We start from the raw sequence: 15,515 nt of genomic DNA, 5'->3' as shown, positions 1-15,515 counted from the left end.
ACAAATTAATTGAAATTTTCTTGCTTGGATATCCTTAGAAGTCTATAGAGTGATGTAATTTGGTTAATCGCATTTGAGGCCGGTTAGATGGTGCACTTTGTTCCTTTTCAAGGGCTTCTAGCAACTTCGGTAGCCGCTCAAGTCGTTCTTCTCGTGCATAATCTTTTTTCAACTCGATATCGCTATATTGAATCCCCGTTTTTTCGCCTATAACAGTAAATATACGATTCAGATCTCCGTCGGGTTTTATGGGTTTATTCCCTAAATTTTTCTTTATTTGTTGCAGGAGCTCCTTTATTTTTACCTCTAAAGAAGGAGAAAAATCACACTCAATTCTAGAAGAGAAAAAGGTTCTAATTACCTCACCCTTTCTTTGCTCCTCGTAGGTAATCCCATAACAATCTTGTATGGTCACTTTGATACTCAGATCATCTTTTTGTTCTGTAAAAGACTCGGTTTGTGGACCAGATACAGGGCACCAGGTATCGCCCAAGGTTTGATTATGAATGGCACCTAAAGCTTTTTGGACCTCGTTTCCATGGTTGGTTCCCCATCTTCCTCCAAAAAATCTACCAAACATACCGCCCCAGGCATAACATTGTCCTAATGGAGTGTGGGAAAAAGAACCGGAATATTCAAATAATAATTTTTTTATCACATCAAAATTATCATTTTTGTGAGTTAGATAGTTCCATTTTGCTCTCCAAACATGCAGCGGTTTACCAGACATGAAATCACCTTATTGATGCTTTGATGAAAAAAATTAAATTTTATATTATTTTTCATGGTGATTCAATAATTGTCTTTGTGTGCATTATATGTGCTTTGTGCTGTTTGCGGTCATCTTCTTTGGTTTGGAAAATGAACGTCTTTAGATTGAACTGCTCATTAAACTGTGGTTCATATGAAGTTGTGCAATGACGATAAGTATGGGGTTACTGGAAGGTCATGCTTGCTATTGCATACAATCTGTTAGAAGTTGTTTTACTTTTGCTAAACCTAGGCTTCGCAAATTCGCTATATTGTTCTCTGGTATTGCTTCAGTGGAGCCATAAAAGGCAATTGCTTGATCAAGCATCGTTTCTCTTAATAAATGCAGCATAGGGTAGGGGGAGCGGTTGGTATAATTACTTACGTCATCTTCGGTAGTTCCATAGAACTGGTATGCGGGGTGAAAAGTTGCTAACTGGTATACTCCCTGGTATCCAGATTGCATTATGGCTTCATTGGCAAGATCAACAAAGTCTAAATACTCAAGAAATTCACTTAAAAAATGTGGAAAAAGGAGTAAAGTCGTTCCCGTACCAGGATTTGCGTTTAAAAGTTCAATTTCCATGAATAAATCCTGAAGGCCTTCTTCAAAATTTTTAGCTGAACTTACTTCTATCCTTACCCTATTTTTATCCATTTCATGTTTTGCAAAAGGACAGAAGTTGAGTCCGATCACCATGGATTGGATCCATTTTATGGTCTGTGAAATATACATTGACTAGCCTTTTATATGGGTTCTAAGTGACCTTTTATCTTGTCGAATTGAAAATGTAAAGCTTCTTGTTCTATCCGGGATACCTGATCTAATTACTGTATCATTTTTGAAAAGGGGAAATAACCTTCAAGTAAACATGAATCAAATAACATTAGTAGAAAGTTTTTATAGTTTTGCTGATTACATTTTTCAAGATCCTGGTCAGATATATATATTCTTTCCGATGTGATCGCCCAAGCATATAAAGCCCACTTACTTTGGAGCAGCATCCATTTTTATTATACGTAGTCATTACAGATGGCATTTTATGTCTTAGACGCTTTTCGATAACTGCTGGAACAATATAAGGGGTTCAGCACCGATAATTAAAATATGGCCTATAATTTAAACATGTTGTATTAATTTGTATCTCGCCATGAAACTTAAAATTGATCCCACTTTGATTAATAATTCCTCACAAGAAGCACAAGCATTAGGTGATTATCTGATTAAGAATGATTTAGCTTTTCTTGAGAAGAAAGGAGAACATAAGATAGGGCCTTCTCTCGAACTAGAAATAACTCACAACTTGATTCTTGATCAGGAAAACACCAATTCTAACATTAAAAGGTACTATGTTATTAGTAAAGACTTTCTTGGAAAAGGGGCTTTCAGTAAAGCTAGAGGGGCTATGGGTTATATTGATGTTGATATAGCCAGTGGTAAGGTTACTTATACGCCAAGTGAGGACAAGGCTATTAGAGTAAAAAACACCCAGTATGCCCAAAAGAAAATACTCGATACTGGTGCAGCTCCATATAGTCACTCAGAAGCAGTTTCAGCTTATGAGCAAACTAAAAACTTTAGTCATATAGGTATGCAACCCCCTATTGAGGTTAAAAAATCTCACGCTCAACTCGGTTTATTCTCAAAAAGTTATGCGCTCATGAATAAGTTAAAGGGTAGAGATCTAGATGTAGAAATTGTCGATTTTATTAGTAATGCTGATCCTGATACTGCAGCAATGGTCAAAAGTGTCTTGCTTCCTATATTAGAAGCATATAAAACACAAATTTCCGATAAAAATTTTGTTCACAGGGATATTAAACTAGAGAACATACGTGCCTATTTATCCGGGAAGGAGTCTACGATTAATTTTTTAGATGTAGATAGTGCTTTAAAAGTTGGTGAAAAGGATACTATTTATGGCAGCCCAGCCTTTTTACCGCCCGAACTATTTCAAATAAGCTCTACAAATACTATACCAGTAACTCCAGCAAGAGACATCTTTCAACTTGGGGTGTTGTTAATAGCGTGTTTAAATCCAAATTTAGATCCTAGCTCTTACTTTACGGATGAGCTAAATGCACAGAGTGGTCAGGAGGTTGTTGACTTCGCTCTTGAAGAAATACACAAGAATGGATGTTACGATCCGGACAAGATGGGATTTGATTTATTTGAGTACATCCAAGACTCTCAAATCATTCCTTCATCAGAAGAAACTGACCTACGTAATGAGATAAAAGAAATTTTAAAGGAAATGACCAAAGAGGATCCGACTAAGCGTCCTGAAATTGCTACTGTTATTTCTAAACTTAATGATATATTAATTAGGTTAGAACCACAGCAACAGCAACTAGGTATCGTACCATAGAACGCACGGTACAAATATTTATCCCACCCCATTCTGCTTTCAACGAGCCAAGAGGGATATCCGTGCAGTATTTGCTTTATAATATTTTTGCGTCACTTCTGGATGGTAGGTGACTAAAAATGTATGAGGCGAAGGTTAGCGTCATTGTCTTCTGCTCAAAAAGCTTCTTAAACAACCCGCTATGGAGCCAGGATGTTCTTCTTGGACGGTCTTTGACTGGTTTGCAGTTGCCTTATATATTCGTTTGTAACTTAAAGCAGCAAAAATACCCAAGAGATTGTTGGCGATATTGAAAGCTGTTATTAAATCGCTTTCTTTATAACTACCTAACCAGGAAGATACGCAAATATGCTGTAGTACTTGGTATTGGGTGTCGCCCGGCTTCATATTGTGAAAATAAGTCAGATTCCATAAGCAAGTATTAAGCGAGAAAAATGGATGACCAATAACTGTTTCTCCCCAATCTATAATACTTATCTCTCCTGTGTTTGGTGAACGTAGCATATTATTATCCTGAAAATCGCAATGATTGATGGTTTCAGGGATTTTATACTCTGCCAGTTGTTCACATTGTTCTACAAAGAACCCATAAGCCTGATTAAGGGCAGTGATTTCTTTGGGAGTTAAGCCATCATCAATTAACAGCTGCGTTTCTTTTATAAGCTTGCTATAAAGCAACGGAAATTGATCAAGCTGCCAATTGGGAATACCCAAAGCAACCAACTGAGGTATATCATTTTCTAGTTTTCTTTGAATCGATACATAATTACTAATCCCTTGTCCCAATAAGTCAGTATCAACATTGTCCTTTAAAAACAGAGCGCGTAAAGTGACATCACCACAAGCTGGTGTCAAAAAGCAATGGTATCGATCATTTTTTGCAATGACTGTTGGGATATGCTGACATTCTTGAGCTTGAAGCAAAGAGATAGTGTCGGGTTCAAGATAAAGTTCGGGCGGCGTTTGCTTCAGATAGAAGACGCCTTTTGAGGTGTTTATTTTTTTCACGATGGAATGGGCTGGTTCAACTATTTTTTGTATCGCAACCAGTTTGTAATCATGAGCTTCCAGATAATTAACAGCCCATTGGGTAGCTGCATCATTATTTTTCATGCTTCTTCCAGATAGCGTGCAACTTGGGCACCACATGATCCACATTCGCCTTCAAGCCTAATTGTCCTACCATCTTCCATGACAACCGGGGATTTAATTCTGCTTATGCTCCTGCATTGATTACACCAGACATTATTTAATATTATCTCTTTCTGCTTTACTTTTTCCCATAGGTGGAGCGCTTTTGGAGTGCCACGAATACCTGCAGTTTCTGGAATCGTGGTTCTTTGTTTTGCCAAATCCCAGTAGTGCATTAGCTCCATAACCGATTTGCCTTGGAGATTTTCCAAGCCGCGTTCTTTGGCAATATCCTTCATCGCATTTAAACGTTGTTCAAATTTATTCAGGCTGTTTCGCAGAGTGAGCTCGGTATCAAACTTACAATAAGTGCATAAAGAAAATACTGCGTGCAGTAAATCGCCTATTTCATCCTGCAAAGCAGCTCTTTTGTCTTTTGCCTCCAGATGTTCTTCAATCTCCAGGCACTCGCTTCGAATTTGCGCCATAATTTGGGCTTTGGTTTCCCATTGCAGGCCAAAAAGAGCGGCTTCTTTTTCTAAATGTTCCAGGTCATCAAAAATGCTTTTATTCATTCTATTTAATCAACTCAAAGTCCAATGCAAAATCAATTTATTTTGATATGTAGATCATCGTTCATGGCAATAGTCCAATTAAACGCGTAGGTGCCTCAGTTGCTTGCCTTATTTTCAATGGGAAAGCCATAACAAAACTCCCTTTAGAGGGTAATTGTTCACTATTGGCAATATTTTCCACGATGTATCGTCCTGAACTTAACAAAATGCGATGTACTGGATAACCATCATCGGGCCTGTCAGGCGATAAGGTGTCTATACCTAAACCCACAATGTCTCGTGACACCAGCAAGAGGGCAGTTTCAGCCGAGACACTGGGAAAATTATACTGGTTACGATATTGGATGGGGTTACCCCAGAAACGTGCCCAGCCGGTTTTTATGATCACAAACGAACCAGGTTGAATTAGGCCATGTTTTTTTTCAAAATCAGCGATATCTTGTGGGGTGACACTATATAGTTCATGCGATTTTTGGGAGACATCAATGAGAATACAAGGAGCAACTAATCGGTCCAGTGGAATTTGGTCTATAGACAATCCATCAGGACAGCAATGCGAGGGCGCATCCATATGCGTTCCTATCCCTGCCGGCAGAGTAAGATGTTGCACGCGAAATGAAGTTTCGCTGGTACAGTCAGCGTAATCCAATACTATTGTTGACGAGAAACCACAGTTTTCCTCCCAAGAAGGGCTGGTTTCATCCAAAGTATGGGTTAATTCGATGAGTTGATAGGGAAATTTCATTGTGTTATTTCACTTTTTTAGTAAACCATAATATCAAATCATCATCTAAAGAAACCATTTTTCCTGGAACAAGTGGTTTATAGTTATAGGTGACTCCCAGCCCATCAGGAATATAGCCCCGTTTGATGTAGAGTCGTTGCGCCTGGCCATATCCACCATCTTGCCCGCTATATAAGCCTACACCAATACCTACGTATGAATGCTGACTTGCTGCTTTTTCTTCAGCGACTGTTAGTAAAGTACTTCCTATTCCAAATCTGCGAAAAGAAGGCAATACATTTAGGTCCATAATTTCTGGGATTTGTTTATGAGCGAATGGTTCATAGAGCGATGTCCATTTTAGCGTAACATAGCCTGCAATTTGGTCTTGAAAATAAGCCAACCATACGACTCGCTCAGCCTGTTGTTGTTCTTGATAATACGTTTCAAATAATGATGTAGGTTTTGGCCAATTTACTTTTTGAAAAGCATCGACCAGCAAGGGGATATCAGTCAATGCCAAGGGTTTAATAACAATAGCTTGTTGGTTTATTGTTGAAGGCGCAAGCTGCTTCATCATATATACCATATTCCATTCATATCCAGCGGGTTTTAAATCAAAAAGAGCTTTAAAGCCCACCGATTGATAGAAACGATACGTTTTAAGATAATTCGCTTCTGATTTAGATGGACTCAGTGTTTCAACGGTTATGGTTTTAGCTCCTTGCGTTACAGCATAATGACAAGCTCCATTTATTAATTGCTTTCCAACACCTTGACGGTGAAAATCCCTTCTTACAGCCATCCAATAAATATTGGCATTATTAGGGTAAGGAAAATCAATTGAAATGAGAGCAATGTAGTTATCACCCCTTTTAGCGGCGAAATTTATACGTTGGGTAACCCCAATTGCGTAATGCTCATTTGCTTCTGGTAATCCAAAGTATTCAGGCAACTCCATTGTTATGGTTTGACACAAGGCTTTAGCGAGTTCACCCGTTATTTTTTCAATTTGAATCATAATATTTTCCCTGTCGCAATATTTGCGTATCAGATGCCTAAAGCTTTTATATTTTTGTACTCATGCATTACATAAGATTGATGCGCTGAGAAAAATTTAGTTTATCGATTTAATGTGTAGTGCTTAAGATTTTCTTCCGGGTGAATACTCATCAGAGAAAATGATGGTTCTATTTTTACCTTGTTTTTTAGCAACGTACAGTGCTTTGTCGGCCGCCTCGATTAATTCATGCATTGAAGAACCATGCTGAGGATAACTAGAAACCCCCAGAGAAATGGTGATACTAAAGACATTGCTTTTAAGTGTAATTGGCATTTTACTGACCTCGTCGCGAATGGTTTCTGCAATTTGTTGTGCATTATCTAGAGTACAGTAAGGTAAAACCAATAAAAACTCTTCTCCACCATAACGACAAGCCAAATCACCCTCACGAGTTAATGATGCAAGCAGCTTTCCTAACAAAGCCAATGCTTGATCCCCTGTATCATGGCCTAAGTTGTCATTAACGCATTTGAAATTATCTACATCAACCATAATGAATGCAATCTTTGTTTGGTTTTGTTTTGCCTGACTTATTTGCTTCACCACATATTCATCCAGGAAACGGCGATTCAATAAACCTGTGAGGGGATCGCGAATTGCTTGGGAACGCAACAATTCTTTTAGACGTATATTTGCAATAGCTAATGAAACAGTTTCGCTAACCACATGAATTAAAGCGCTTTGTTTTTCAGTAGAGGAACAACTTGAATTTGTATCAATGAACAACAAGCCCAATATTTCAAATTGAGCCATTAAAGGAATACATAAAGATGCGTGTTCTGTCTGGTGCATTTCTTTAATGTGCTGACAAATAACAGTGGGTTGCGAATTACTCACTTGATGAATGCATCCTCTCCTTAATGCCCAGCATTCATCAGGAGAAAAAGTTATGGCGTAGTCATTGCTCTTATTACCCCAGGTAATTTTCTTATCAAGGTAATTGCGTGAATTATGCATGAGATATAAGACACCATCAGAAAAATCAAGAATTTCAGTGGCAAATGAAGTAAAAGATTCAAGTATTTCGTCAATGTTTTTACAGGCCAGCAATGTTTCACTTAATTGAGTAATCAAAAACATTTTTTGATTAATCGACTCCAATTCTAATTTTTCTTTTTCAACAATCTCATACGCTTCTCGAAGTGATTTTTCTTTTTGCTGTAATAATTTGTTTTGTTCCGTTTGACGAGTGACATCGCGAATAATGGCTATGGCAGCTAATCCTTTAGCGGTATCTAAGGGGCTCAGACTAATTTCAAGAGGAAATATTTCTCCATTTTTTCGCTTACCACTAAGCTCCATTCCAAGACCCATGGGGCGCACGCGAGGCGATTTAAAATAGCTATCACGATGTTGTGGATGAGCTTTAGCGAAGTGTTCTGGCATTAAGATTTCAACGGATTGTCCTAATAGCTCTTCTTTGGAATAGCCGAACATTTCTTCGACTTGATTATTGCTAAATTCAATAAGACCATCTTGGTTGGTTAATATCATCGCATCAGGAATCGCTGATAAAAAAGCGGCATTGTATCGTTCACTGTCTTGCAATTTTTTATTAAGCTCCTGGATATCTTTGGCTCTTTTCAAGATTTCGGTCCCCGCTTTGCCTTTGCTGCTTTGCAAAGTTTCGATGATTTTCAGCTGGGAATCATGTGATTGCTGAAGATGAATAAATTCCGTGACATCTTCTACTCGATGGATAATGTATTTGACTTGGCCATTTTCTAGCACCGGACAATTAAGTGGACTCCAATAACGTACCTCAAAATCACCTCCAAAAGAGGCGGGGCGGCGAATGTCGTATTTTTGGATGGCCATCGCGTCACAAACCTTATCCTTTAAAACACGATTCAATGAGTGGCGTAAATTATACACACCTGATGCGGATTGGTCGTTGGGATTATCTGGAAACACATCGAAAAGATGTCGGCCTAAGATGTCTTCTCTTTGTACCATAGTCGCTTTAAGATAGGCATTACTAGCCCCCACAATGGTTAGTTGTGGTGATAGAATAAGGTACAAATCGGGTGCTGCTTCTAAAATGGCTTTGGCATCTTCCTTAAAATTTTGAGAAATTTCCATTTTCGTGCTTATCCCTTAATCTTTAGAATTACTTAATCTCTTCTCGCACCCACGGTGCAAATCTGATGAAGGTACTTAATCTTAATATCCGTCCCAGTTTATTGGACATTATTATCCTATGGGTCGGTTTTTAAATGGGGTCACTTGTTGATGATTGATATCCTTTATGATTTTTCCGTGTATCACGAGAAATTTTCTGAGCCCATCACACATATCATAGCCCCATATTATTACCAAATTGGCGAGCAATTTCATCTGCGCGCCACAATATTTTGCTTATGTAATAGGGTCAAACTGCGAGTCTGACCCCTTATTCATATAGTTATATCAGTACACATTTGGGCAATGAGGTATGTTCTGTCATGTTATTTGAAGGCGCTCTATTCATCTCATCCAAGAAGGTTTTACCTCCTCTTTTTAAGTTCAATTTAGAGCCTGTAATTTTGGGAGCGGATTGAGTTGAAGCTACCGAGGTTTCAAGCATTTCAATGCCAAAATTTAAGTAATGAATTGTTCGAATTTCACTATTTACCAATCCTTGCACATTATGTTGATAGTATTCCAGGGGATCTTCTTCAATGGAAGAAATACTAAAAAGCGAACTGGGGTTAAATTTGTTCGATTCTACATGCTTTTTTTCGAACAACGCTTTCATTGCTTTAGTGAAGAAAGGGATGCATAACGCATTATCATTAAAGCTTCGATAAAACGGACAGGCAAATCCTTCTTCTCCAATTTGGAAGATGGTTTTACCATCCACTTTTCTGCAAAAATCTTTGCTCGCATAAATGGATAAGCTAATGGTAGAGATTTTTAAACTGTTTTCTTCGATCTTTTCAGATGCGAGGTGTTTCCTAGCTTTCAAATAAGTAGTTATGGTGTTAAATAGATTTTGTGGAATTTTATCTTCATCAGTAAGCGTATAGGGATTTTTAAATGTAGCGTCCTTCATGGCTTTAAAAGTAGGTTCATCGACAAAAATTCTGAGTGAAACAGGAGTAAGATCATCTTTTAAATGGCCTACATACTCGGATACTAAATGATTGGTATATGCAAGTACTCCTGGCAGTTCTGTGACTTTATTAAGCGGTCGTGTTGCACCCGAGGCTTTATATTTTACTTCAACCGCATAGCGTAAAGGCTCATTGATCTGATCTTCTCCATTAAAAACTTGAGGATGCACAATACCTCGTAAACCTCCACTGCCTACGAAATACTCGGTATCAGGGTGTTGCCTTTTTAATTCATTAAAATCCTTAATTTCCTGATATTGAATTTTAATGCCTATTGAGGTGGCAAAACCTCTTAGTTTTTTTTCTAAATCACTGATTATTACTTTAGAAGGGATACTATCAAGCACTTCTCCGAAGCCCTTACTTCTGTCCATTCCCGCAAAAGAACTTTGTTCAACATACATCGCGTGATTGCGTATAGGCTCCTCATATTTTTCAAACATGAGAATTTCTTTTTCCGGGAATTGTAGTTTTAATTGTATTGCACCTAACAGACCAATAGGTCCTGCACCAATGAAAATTATATCAGCCATATTTACTTTAGATTGAAAAACAGAAACTTATAATAGCAAGTAATGGGTGATTTGCCTCTTATTTTCCTGCCCGATTTGCGGTGCATAGCTAATCAAATTGCTGGAAAGTGCGATACATTCGTTAATCGGAACAGCTAATTTGCTGCATGAAGCGCTGCCTTTTCAATTTCATAAGAAAAAACAATATAATAAATACCCTTTTTACGCGTAGCGATTTCTTTTTCGAAACTCGTATGCATAACTGCTAAGTTTTGTAGTTCGACTGCGATATGTCAAAAAAACTCCCATGATCTTTTGCAGTATGAGTGAGGCTAGGTAAGAGTTTTTTTAAATTCATTGAAAAGTTTTCGGTAATGTATGCAGGATTATTTAAATCGTCCAGGTCTATTTTAAGAGCAATTAATTTTTTTCTCTCTTGGCTCCAATAATTGGGACCTCTTAATACCTTAATATTTAATATTCTCATGTTAAATTCCGTTTACGTAATTTCCGTGTTTGCTGTTAGCTGCATGCAAAATTGAAGAGATAAATAAACTGCACTTGTCTTTGGGTAACGCTTCTTTTAATTGAGTATAGTCATAATTCAAAAAATAAAAGACTTTAGTTTTAGCTACTGATTGCATATCAGATTCGATTTCTAAAACTTTATTACTGAAGGTTAAAAGACACTTCTGCACTAGGTCATTAAATGAGGAGTGTGGTTCATTTTTAAGCAAACAGGTCAAATACAGCTATAATTAAGGGTAGGGTGAATTTTCTAAGCGAGTAGTATTATGGCTCAAGCAAAAAATCCTATTAGAGAACTGAGAGTTGGTTTTTTCGGGAGTGGGGGTTCAGGAAAAACGCAACTGGTTAATGTTTTGGCGAGTAGGAGGTACAGGACAGACGAAGGTACTACAATTGGTATTTCAAATAACTCATTCCAAAGCGAAAGCGGAGATGTTCGCGTTACACTAACTACTCATGGAGAGGCTGTCAAGCATAGGCAAAAAAAGGAGCAATGGGTGAGGGCAGAGCCAATCAATGTGATTTGCATTGATCAAAGTGACAAACAATCCTTACAAGAGGCTGACTTCTATATAATGGAAGTCCGGAAACAAAAACCTGATTCTCAAATTATAATTGCAATTACTAAAACAGATGAGAGTGAGAAACAACAGGTTACACAGAAAGATATTCAACAATTTAAAGAAAAACATAAGCTTCCAGATATAAAGGTTATGGAGACCAGTGCTGCAAAGAATACAGGAATTGATGACTTGCGCGATTTGATTGTTCGGCAAAAAGATAAACAATTAATTGACAAATTTAAGATGAAAGTTGATTTAGCTTCTATGGAGCTCAAGGCGATTGGGGCGAACTCCCAGTCCCCCGCAGTGAAAGCTTGGGAAACGTTTCAAAATGAGATAGCTGCAGCAGCAAACGAATGTTCGAAAAGCATGGTCCAGGGTGCAATTAAAAAATTTACTAGCCAGCTAACCGAAAAGACATTAGAAGTAGAACCTCCGAAAGTACGTGATTTTTTTACAAAACTCATACAATGGTTTAAAGGACAGGATTGGAATACTGCAGACGAGATTAGAGAAAATATCCGTTATGAAGGACAAGTTGCGCTAAAAGAAAAACTAAGCTCTTATAAAGATGATGCAATAGAAGAGAGCAAAAATTTCAAACCTTAATCTTAACCAAAAGAAATGTCTATAAAAGTCAGGTTGTAATGTATGGAGGATTATGAATTCATATGCAATCAAAGCTTCTAAGTTGTATCGATAGAGCGATCAGATTAATGGTAAAGACAAGAAAGGAACAAGATCTATTTCTAAACAATACATCTTGTTTCCTCTACTAAATCATTACAGGCAGCAATCTCCGTTTGATTTTCAAGAGTATCCGGTTTAAAAAATAGCGACTCTCTTATTGAACTTGCTCTTTCTACTAAAGTGGTTGTTTCATTTCTTGCCCATTTATGCATTTCACCCTCTCGTATACAAGGGGAATACAAAATTTTGTTTTCATAATAATCAACTCTTATAGAAGTTGGATAATCAGCAAATCCTTCTAGAAATCGTTTGGCCATTATGTAAGCTTTATTATTTGGATCACAAAACCACAATTTAATAGTAATATTATCTGTTTGAGTTATTCCGTCCGCTATCATACGTTTAGAAATATCCTCTACTGTAACTGCTTTTTTCCCTCCCGAAACGCAATATGGCCAATCATGAAAGGGGAGATGTTTTAATTCCTCATAGGGTAAATTTGGATTATCTAAGACAGAGGATAATTTTCTATCGGGATGACAATCAATTCCGTGGCCTAGCACATAAATTTTTGTATTAGGAGGCAAAGTAGATAAATCACATTGGTTGTGTAATAAAATGATAAAATTTTTATTTTTAAACCTGCTTGCATTATTATTTTTGAATGTTTGAATATCCTTTTTCACTTTTTCTGAGAGTTCATCCTCCCTAAATGGTACATAAATATATCCGTCAACAGGATTTTTTAGATAATGATTACAGATATTATCAAAAACTTCTTTTAAGTTATTAAGGATGCCTACAGTCATGATTGATTAATTTAAATACAGCTTGAGGCATTATAATCCACAAAACATTATGGTTTTATTAATTAATAATTAACTCTGTGGTTTAAATCGTTTGTTTGGTCAAATTGTCTAACCGATATGCTCGTCCACAATTGATGTCATTCCCGAGTAGGCGGGAATTTTTTCTCCAAAACAAAGTTAGGAATTATTTGATGGATGGATTCCGCCTGCGCGAGAATGACCCTATTAAACTGCAGGAGTAACACTATATCCTGGGAACATTATCATAAAAAAGCCAATCTGAGTTATTAACATTATGGAGGTTCGATTATTGTTGTTATTATTTTAAGCAAAGAGTTTAATCACGTAGGGAGCCAAAAATTAAAAATAAAAATAGTGGGAGTCAAGACTGTTTTTTTATTTTTTATTTGTATAAGATACCTATGTTTGAATTTTTTCTTTAATCCCTTTTCTGTGGATATCTTTTTACCAAATATGAATTATAAAACAGCAATGTATAAAAAAAACCTTGCTGCGTCTGAATTATATCATTTTTAAATCACTGCAACTTCATTTAAGTTATGCACATTTTCTGTGGATAAGTCTGTTTATAGACTGTCAAACTCCTTGTGGAATTAGTAATTAATCAGGTGATTCATCTTTTACCAAGCTGCCTTCCATCCAAATACAAGAGCAGTAAGCGGTTGATCATTTATATTCCACATAAGGGTTTTATTGTTATTGAGTTAAAATAGGTCAATCTCATTTTGCAGCCTTTGTCCAAATAAAAAATTGACAAGAAAAAAATTGATTATTCTCGATGACTTAGTATTAATTTTAGCCTTAAGCCTTTAAGAAAGGATTTACAGCGGATTTTTCCTTGTCTATGATATTTGTACGTAAATCAAAAAAAGAGTTATTATGTCACCACGAGGCGGAAAAAGAATAGGAGCAGGGCGTCCTAGGGGTGAGCCTACCAAAGCGGTTCGTTTAACAGTATCTCAGCTTGCTGAATTAGAGCACGTAAAGAATCGTAAGAGTTATCAATTACCCGTGTTCGCCAGTAAAATACAAGCTGGATTTCCTTCACCTGCTGATGATTATATAGAGGGATATCTCGATTTAAATACTAAATTCATTAAACATCCTTCAGCTACCTTTGTTTTGCAAGCCACCGGAGATTCGATGGTCGAGGCGGGTATTTTTTCGGGTGATTGGCTTTTAGTTGATAGAAGCATAGAACCCTCTGATGGTCGTATTGTGATTGCTGCAGTCAATGGTGAGCTAACAGTGAAGCGTCTTTCAAAAAAAGGGGGAATAGTTCAATTGCTTCCGGCAAATCCCAAATTTAAACCCATTGAAATTACCGAGGAGAATGAAATGGTGATTTGGGGGGTGGTTACCTTAGTTCTTCATGAGCTTGCCTAATATGTTTGCTCTTATCGACTGTAATAATTTTTACGCCAGTTGCGAACGTCTATTTCGTCCTGACTTAAGGGATGCTCCGATTGTGGTTCTCTCTAATAATGATGGATGTTGCATCGCGCGCTCGAATGAGGCAAAAGCCTTAGGTATTACCATGGGTGAACCTTATTTTAAAATTAAAGATTTGTGCAAAAAGCATGGAGTGAAAGCCTTTTCCTCGAATTACACGCTTTATGGAAACATCAGCCATCGAGTGATGTGTACCATTGAGGAAAGCTGGCCTCATGTGGAAATCTACTCCATTGACGAGGCATTTCTTGATTTAAGTAGCTTACCAATTGATTGTCCTACTTCTTTTTGCGAGCAATTACAAAAGAAAATTTTAAAACACACGGGAATTCCTACTTCCATCGGTATTGGACCGACTAAAACATTAGCTAAAGCGGCGAATTATTTATGTAAAAAGGTTTTTAAGATACCTGTTTTCGACATTACGTCGAATCGCGAGCAATTATTGCAGCAAATTTCAGTAGGGGATATATGGGGGGTAGGACGACAATGGGAACATAAATTAATCGCACGGGGAATACATACGGCCTATGATTTGGCAATGACCAATGCTCACCATCTGAAGAAGAGTTTTAATGTCGTTTTAATGCGAACCGCAATGGAGCTTCGAGGAATTGCCTGTGGAGGATTGGAGGAAGTCGAGCCGAAGCAAAACATCATGTCATCAAAAAGTTTTGGACAAATGCAAACACACTTTTCGGCCATTGCCGAAGCTATAAGTAGTCATTGTGCCAGAGCCGTTGAGAAAATGCGTACTCAGCAATTGGTAGCACAGCGCCTGTTTGTTTTTGTACATACCAATCGGTTTCGAGAAGATCTGGGGCAACACTTTCAATCTATAGAATTTAAGTTCATTACTCCGACCGACGATTTGCGATTAGTTACCCAAATCGCTAAGCGATGTTTGCAACGTATTTTTAAATCAGGATATTACTATAAAAAAGCAGGGGTTTGCCTTGAGGATTTGATTCCTAAAGATCCTATGCAATTGGATATGTTCCATCAGCCAACTGATGAGCAACTAAACCACACAGAACAATTGATGAGCGTATTTGAACGAATCAATCAAAAGTATGGACGAAGTACGATTCGCCTGGCAGCTGAAGGGTATTCCAAACCTTGGGATATGCGGGCCGAGCTTAAATCACCTGCTTATACCACCCGATGGTCTGAGGTGCCTCAAGTTCGTTTAGATTGAAGGGTTTTTATCATGAATGAACTAAAGAATAGAAA

14 protein-coding genes are annotated in these 15,515 nt (G+C 37.4%); 4 read left to right on the top strand and 10 right to left on the bottom strand.

The genetic code is table 11. The annotated features are described in order from the left end of the window. Positions 1-34 precede the first annotated feature (34 nt). Positions 35-730 (bottom strand): hypothetical protein, encoded by a 696-nt coding sequence (locus ACWTE2_RS26290; RefSeq protein ID WP_454785081.1) that lies wholly within the window; start codon positions 728-730, stop codon positions 35-37. Between the two features lie 225 nt (positions 731-955). Then, positions 956-1,486, bottom strand: a complete 531-nt coding sequence (locus ACWTE2_RS26285; protein ID WP_454785080.1) for a DUF1415 domain-containing protein — start codon at positions 1,484-1,486, stop codon at positions 956-958. 415 nt (positions 1,487-1,901) lie between these two features. On the opposite strand from ACWTE2_RS26285, the gene ACWTE2_RS26280 reads away from it, so the two are divergent. Continuing rightward, positions 1,902-3,119, top strand: a complete 1,218-nt coding sequence (locus ACWTE2_RS26280; protein ID WP_454785079.1) for a protein kinase domain-containing protein — start codon at positions 1,902-1,904, stop codon at positions 3,117-3,119. 141 nt (positions 3,120-3,260) lie between these two features. Here ACWTE2_RS26280 and ACWTE2_RS26275 read toward each other — a convergent pair whose 3' ends face one another. From ACWTE2_RS26275 to ACWTE2_RS26245, 7 genes are all read right to left on the bottom strand, one after another. Further along, positions 3,261-4,232 (bottom strand): phosphotransferase, encoded by a 972-nt coding sequence (locus ACWTE2_RS26275; RefSeq protein WP_454785078.1) that lies wholly within the window; start codon positions 4,230-4,232, stop codon positions 3,261-3,263. After that, the gene (locus tag ACWTE2_RS26270; RefSeq protein WP_454785077.1) at positions 4,229-4,825 is read right to left on the bottom strand and encodes a MazG nucleotide pyrophosphohydrolase domain-containing protein; all 597 of its coding nucleotides are present in this window, start codon (positions 4,823-4,825) and stop codon (positions 4,229-4,231) included. Before ACWTE2_RS26270 ends, ACWTE2_RS26275 begins: the two co-directional genes overlap by 4 nt. A gap of 61 nt (positions 4,826-4,886) precedes the next feature. After that, entirely contained in the window at positions 4,887-5,570 is a 684-nt protein-coding gene (locus tag ACWTE2_RS26265) for a cyclase family protein (protein ID WP_454785076.1), read from the bottom strand. Between the two features lie 4 nt (positions 5,571-5,574). Beyond that, the gene (locus ACWTE2_RS26260; protein ID WP_454785075.1) at positions 5,575-6,570 is read right to left on the bottom strand and encodes a GNAT family N-acetyltransferase; all 996 of its coding nucleotides are present in this window, start codon (positions 6,568-6,570) and stop codon (positions 5,575-5,577) included. 123 nt (positions 6,571-6,693) lie between these two features. Further along, a complete protein-coding gene (locus ACWTE2_RS26255) occupies positions 6,694-8,694 on the bottom strand; it encodes a sensor domain-containing diguanylate cyclase (RefSeq protein WP_454785074.1) in 2,001 nt (666 codons plus the stop codon). A gap of 322 nt (positions 8,695-9,016) precedes the next feature. Continuing rightward, positions 9,017-10,240 (bottom strand): hypothetical protein, encoded by a 1,224-nt coding sequence (locus ACWTE2_RS26250; RefSeq protein WP_454785073.1) that lies wholly within the window; start codon positions 10,238-10,240, stop codon positions 9,017-9,019. Positions 10,241-10,374: 134 nt separating this feature from the next. Continuing rightward, positions 10,375-10,509: a cyanophycin synthetase family protein gene (locus ACWTE2_RS26245; protein ID WP_454785394.1), complete on the bottom strand. Its 135-nt coding sequence runs from the start codon at positions 10,507-10,509 to the stop codon at positions 10,375-10,377. A gap of 504 nt (positions 10,510-11,013) precedes the next feature. On the opposite strand from ACWTE2_RS26245, the gene ACWTE2_RS26240 reads away from it, so the two are divergent. After that, positions 11,014-11,919, top strand: a complete 906-nt coding sequence (locus ACWTE2_RS26240; protein ID WP_454785072.1) for a GTPase domain-containing protein — start codon at positions 11,014-11,016, stop codon at positions 11,917-11,919. A 140-nt stretch (positions 11,920-12,059) separates the two neighbouring features. Here the strand turns inward: ACWTE2_RS26240 and ACWTE2_RS26235 are convergent, their stop codons facing one another. Next, on the bottom strand, positions 12,060-12,809 hold the full coding sequence (locus ACWTE2_RS26235) for a hypothetical protein (protein WP_454785071.1): 750 nt from the start codon (positions 12,807-12,809) through the stop codon (positions 12,060-12,062). 900 nt (positions 12,810-13,709) lie between these two features. Here ACWTE2_RS26235 and ACWTE2_RS26230 point away from each other — a divergent pair. Together ACWTE2_RS26230 and ACWTE2_RS26225 are read left to right on the top strand one after the other, a co-directional pair. Then, positions 13,710-14,216 carry a LexA family protein gene (locus tag ACWTE2_RS26230; protein WP_454785070.1) on the top strand — a complete coding sequence of 169 codons (507 nt, stop codon included), beginning with the start codon at positions 13,710-13,712 and terminating at the stop codon, positions 14,214-14,216. Beyond that, a complete protein-coding gene (locus ACWTE2_RS26225) occupies positions 14,203-15,480 on the top strand; it encodes a Y-family DNA polymerase (RefSeq protein WP_454785069.1) in 1,278 nt (425 codons plus the stop codon). The genes ACWTE2_RS26230 and ACWTE2_RS26225 overlap by 14 nt, the downstream gene beginning before the upstream one ends. Positions 15,481-15,515: the final 35 nt, after the last annotated feature.

The organism is Legionella nigrisilvae (assembly GCF_977063395.2).
This window is presented reverse-complemented; position numbering and strand designations above follow the sequence as displayed.

Coding starts and splice junctions, on each gene's coding strand:
- ACWTE2_RS26225 (WP_454785069.1), top strand. CDS start 14,203: ATGAGCTTGCCTAATATGTTTGCTCTTATCGACTGTAATAATTTTTAC.
- ACWTE2_RS26250 (WP_454785073.1), bottom strand. CDS start 10,240: ATGGCTGATATAATTTTCATTGGTGCAGGACCTATTGGTCTGTTAGGT.
- ACWTE2_RS26290 (WP_454785081.1), bottom strand. CDS start 730: ATGTCTGGTAAACCGCTGCATGTTTGGAGAGCAAAATGGAACTATCTA.
- ACWTE2_RS26260 (WP_454785075.1), bottom strand. CDS start 6,570: ATGATTCAAATTGAAAAAATAACGGGTGAACTCGCTAAAGCCTTGTGT.
- ACWTE2_RS26265 (WP_454785076.1), bottom strand. CDS start 5,570: ATGAAATTTCCCTATCAACTCATCGAATTAACCCATACTTTGGATGAA.
- ACWTE2_RS26285 (WP_454785080.1), bottom strand. CDS start 1,486: ATGTATATTTCACAGACCATAAAATGGATCCAATCCATGGTGATCGGA.
- ACWTE2_RS26230 (WP_454785070.1), top strand. CDS start 13,710: ATGTCACCACGAGGCGGAAAAAGAATAGGAGCAGGGCGTCCTAGGGGT.
- ACWTE2_RS26275 (WP_454785078.1), bottom strand. CDS start 4,232: ATGAAAAATAATGATGCAGCTACCCAATGGGCTGTTAATTATCTGGAA.
- ACWTE2_RS26235 (WP_454785071.1), bottom strand. CDS start 12,809: ATGACTGTAGGCATCCTTAATAACTTAAAAGAAGTTTTTGATAATATC.
- ACWTE2_RS26270 (WP_454785077.1), bottom strand. CDS start 4,825: ATGAATAAAAGCATTTTTGATGACCTGGAACATTTAGAAAAAGAAGCC.
- ACWTE2_RS26280 (WP_454785079.1), top strand. CDS start 1,902: ATGAAACTTAAAATTGATCCCACTTTGATTAATAATTCCTCACAAGAA.
- ACWTE2_RS26240 (WP_454785072.1), top strand. CDS start 11,014: ATGGCTCAAGCAAAAAATCCTATTAGAGAACTGAGAGTTGGTTTTTTC.
- ACWTE2_RS26255 (WP_454785074.1), bottom strand. CDS start 8,694: ATGGAAATTTCTCAAAATTTTAAGGAAGATGCCAAAGCCATTTTAGAA.